This is a genomic window from Veillonella sp. (assembly GCF_019414865.1).
Taxonomy (GTDB): domain Bacteria; phylum Bacillota; class Negativicutes; order Veillonellales; family Veillonellaceae; genus Veillonella.
Genome location: NZ_DXLG01000142.1, coordinates 1 through 3,814, shown reverse-complemented (window position 1 = coordinate 3,814; position 3,814 = coordinate 1). Strand labels below are relative to the sequence as shown.

The following is a 3,814-nucleotide window of genomic DNA, read 5'->3' as shown; positions in this document are numbered from 1 at the left end:
AAAAGAGCTGAAGATTTTATCTTCAGCTCTTTATTTATAATATCGCTAAATAGATTAACGACCCATATCAATGGTGTTATCCCAAATAATATTTGTTTTACGACCATCGAAACCTTGGTCTGGTTCAGGAGGTAATTTACTAGATTTAGATTGACCTACATAAGCCCCTGTTTCAGCATCTACAGTAACTACAGTCTTTTTGCCGTCTTGATGCATTGTCATATAGTATAGAATCTTACCTTCATGAGCTTCGATTTTCCAGCCTTTTACAACTGCATCAGAACCAAGTTGTTGTTTTGCAACACGCTCAGCTTGAGCTGCTTCGATGACTTTATCTTTATTGAAGATTTCACCGATAACTTTCTTAGGTTTGCCACCTTCATCCATATCAGAAGTATTACCAGTGATAACATCGATTTTCATCTTATATTGATGATATTTACTATAGCCTACCACTTTGTAGCCATAGTTCAAATCATTAGAGTTAAGCTCTACAGAATGAAGTGCTGCATTAGGAAAACGGTTTTGGAAAATAGTACCAATTTTGCTCATAGTCATAACCATGGATTCCCCTGGTGCACGTTGTACAGAAATATCAGTACTTGTTTCTGGCTTTGTTTTACGTGCATCTGCCACACTAGGTGTAGCAACGGACAATACGCCAACTGCCAATACACCAGTTAATGCCATAGAAATCAACTTTTTATTCATTACATATCCTCCTACTATATACAATGCTTTCACCTATGGTAAAAGCCATTCGTATACTAGAATTACTATAATTTCGTGCTATATGCAACAGCACACAAAACATACATAAATAGATATATTATTTAGACAATATACTATAAACCTTCATTCGATGCAAGTCGATCGTTTACATCAGTCATAAGCAATTTGTAACATGTTGCCACCAAAGGTACGCCAATCAACATACCAGTGACCCCCATTAAACTACCACCTACGATAACGGCTGCAAACACCCACAAACCAGGTAAACCAACGGAATTACCTACAATCTTAGGATAAATAAAGTTACTTTCAATTTGATGAAGAACCTCTAATATAATCACATAGATTAATGCATCCATAGGACTAACAGTAAGTAAGATAACTGCGCCTATAACGCCCCCTACATAAATACCTAACAATGGAACTAATGCAGTAAGACCAATAACACAGGCAATCGTAGTAGCATATTCGATATTAAATGCCCACAATGAAATGCCCACCATAATACCTAAAATCAAGGCATCTATAAACTGGCCTACAAAGAAGTTACTAAAAGTTTGAACAGCTACGCGTGTCACATAACTAACACGGTTAACCCACTCATCAGATGCATAGGCTCTTAGGATTCGTTTACCTTGCATCATAAGTCGCTCTTTATCGAGCAACATATAAATGGCAAAGATTAAACCTAAACCTATATTCAAAGTCCAAGATAAGGCGGTCCCCATCGCATTAACTAGGTATGTACCACCCTTTGTGCCCCACTCGCGAGTATATTTAACAATACTTTCACCACTCAAGGTATCCATAAGAGTTTGATTGGAGGCCATTGGAATGGTTTCTGTAAAGTGTTGCATCCATGTTTGGAAATCTGTATACAACTGCGGCGAAGAAGCTACGATAATCGACATAGAATGAATCAATTGTGGAATCGCCATGCGAGCAATGAAATACACGATAGCACTGATAGTAACAAAGGATAATACAAGACTTAAAGGTCGTCTAATTTTATCTTTCCAACCAGTTTTACTCTTAGGCCACAGCCAGCGTTCATAACGCACAACGAGAATATCGAGGACAAATGCGATACAAGCACCTACTATAAGTGGAATAAAAGCAGTAATAATGGCATCAATAGCATTGGCTATATCGCTAATACGGAGCGCCATCATGATCATAACGCCAGCCAATATAATGGCCCCTATAAGCGGTTTGTAATATTTAAATCGTTTCATATATAACCTACTTTACTATACTCACAATGCATACATTACCAAAACTTAATGAACATTGTATGACCTACGATTGTATGCAAGTTTAGTATAACACAAAAGTCCACCTTATCACATGCTCGGTCCCCCGATGAACACGAGAGCATGATAGAAGGTGGACTTATTATATGTCTAATCTAAATTAGATTGAAGATTAGCGGTGAATGTAAACGTCTACACGACGGTTTTCAGCTTTACCTGCTGCAGTAGAGTTAGTTGCTACTGGTTTAGTGTCGCCATTAGCGATACCGATGAAACGATCAGCAGATACGCCGTTGTTTACTAAGTATTGAGCTACGTATTGTACGCGGCGTTCGGACAAGCCAACATTGTATTGAGGAGTTGCATCAGTATCAGCATTACCCAACAATTTGATTTGATCTTGAGAGTATTGGTTAGCAGCGTTTACAGCAGCTGTCAAGTTTGGATATTGGTCTGCACGAGCTACATCTTGGTCGGAATCGAAGTAGATGGATTGTACATAGTAATCCAATTTAGGAGTTTTGTATACAGGAGCTTCTACTACAGGAGCTGGAGCTGGAGTGTATACAGGAGCTGGAGCTGGAGTTGCTACAGGAGCTACTGTTTTGTGACCACCGAAGCGGTAGGACAAGCCAACTACAGGACCTTGGAAGGAGATATTTTCCTTATCTGCATGTTTTGTGTTGATATAACGGTAACCAGCGTTGATATCCAAGTCTTCGTTCACTTTGTAGCCTAAACCAGCTTCCCAAGTGGAAGTTTTCTTAGTACCTACACCAGCTTTACCATACACTTCTACTTTAGAGCCAAGGTTAGCTTTACCAATTACACCTGCTTGTGCAATGTTATTAGCTTTAGCGAAGTCATCACCAGAAATATGAGCATAGCCACCATATACAGCGAAGTTTTTGTTCAAGGATTGAACCAAGTTTACTTCGTGCATTTTGTCGCTATAGCCAATGCCACCCAATTTGTCGTTCAAACCATGGTAAGCATATTGAACAGCAGTTTTGTCAGACAAAGCGTATGTCAAACCACCATCAAAGTTCCATTTTGCATCAGCATTGAAATGTTCAGTTTTTGCTTTAGAATGAGCTGCACCAAGATCAACTTGGAATTCGCCTTTGTTGAATTGAGTTTGTGGAGTTGCGCCAGCTACGGATACGCCTACAGCAGCAACTGCCAATAAAGCTAATAATTTTTTGTTCATTATAATTCCCTCCAAAAATAGCCCATAACAATACACAGGGCCTTGGTAATAATATACTTTCATTTTACACAACTTTTCGATAAATTTCAATATCTTTTATGAATTTACCATGAGAATTTCGAATTTTATCTATATTTAGTTGTTACATCTTTCAAATTCAAAAATACAATTATCTTTATAATATTAGGAATATTAAGGGTCTAATTATCAAAACTGATGATCTTCCCCTCTATTCTTTTAAGATATATCTTATATTTATCTTAGCCTATCTTTAAAATTAAGCGAACAAAAGAAAGCGCCTACGTTTCCGTAGACGCTTTGTATAATACCTGTATTAAATTAGTCTTCTTTTACAGAGAACCATGCACGATGGAATACAGCTGCAATCGCACCACCTACTAAAGGAGCAACGATGAAGAGCCATACGCCGATGAATACCTCCATGAACTCAAAAGGCATGTCTTCCCTCTCTATAGGATTTCATGTTTCTCTCATTAGTATAAACATTTTCTAAATTATGTCAACGACTTTATTCGATATAATTTTACAAAATATTATTCTGTCTCCCCTTCTTATATAGCATGACGTTTCTCACACATTAAATTCTATAGAATATGCT

3 protein-coding genes are annotated in these 3,814 nt (G+C 37.7%); all 3 read right to left on the bottom strand.

The features are described 5' to 3' along the window. Window positions 1-54: 54 nt before the first annotated feature. The gene (locus QZ334_RS07445) at window positions 55-711 is read right to left on the bottom strand and encodes a peptidase (RefSeq protein ID WP_295233278.1); all 657 of its coding nucleotides are present in this window, start codon (window positions 709-711) and stop codon (window positions 55-57) included. Between the two features lie 134 nt (window positions 712-845). Next, window positions 846-1,967, bottom strand: coding sequence for an AI-2E family transporter (locus QZ334_RS07440; RefSeq protein ID WP_295233275.1), 1,122 nt, complete (start codon window positions 1,965-1,967; stop codon window positions 846-848). A 190-nt stretch (window positions 1,968-2,157) separates the two neighbouring features. Further along, complete coding sequence (locus QZ334_RS07435) at window positions 2,158-3,195, bottom strand: OmpA family protein (RefSeq protein WP_295233272.1); 1,038 nt, start codon at window positions 3,193-3,195, stop codon at window positions 2,158-2,160. Window positions 3,196-3,814: the final 619 nt, after the last annotated feature.